The 229-nt window shown below is 30.6% G+C and carries 1 protein-coding gene; it reads right to left on the bottom strand.

All coding sequences use genetic code 11. The annotated features are described in order from the left end of the window. On the bottom strand, positions 1-229 hold a 229-nt coding region (locus AMO19_RS02630), incomplete at both ends, for a hypothetical protein (RefSeq protein WP_146255922.1).

A 229-nucleotide genomic window follows, 5' to 3' on the forward strand; every position in this document is an offset into this window, starting at 1 on the left:
CCCACTTCCACTCACACCAGTTACAGAAACTAATCTTCCTAAAGGAAATTCAACTGAAATATTTTTTAAATTATTTTTAGAGCAATTATTTAAAATTAAACTTTTTTTTACAGATGATCTACGTTCTTTTGGAGTAGGAATTGACTTCCTACCACTAAGATAAGCTCCAGTTAATGACTTTTCTGCATTTAAGACATCTTGATAAGATCCTTTAGCAATAATTTCCCCA

It is taken from the genome of Prochlorococcus marinus (assembly GCF_001180245.1).
Lineage (GTDB): Bacteria > Cyanobacteriota > Cyanobacteriia > PCC-6307 > Cyanobiaceae > Prochlorococcus_A > Prochlorococcus_A marinus_F.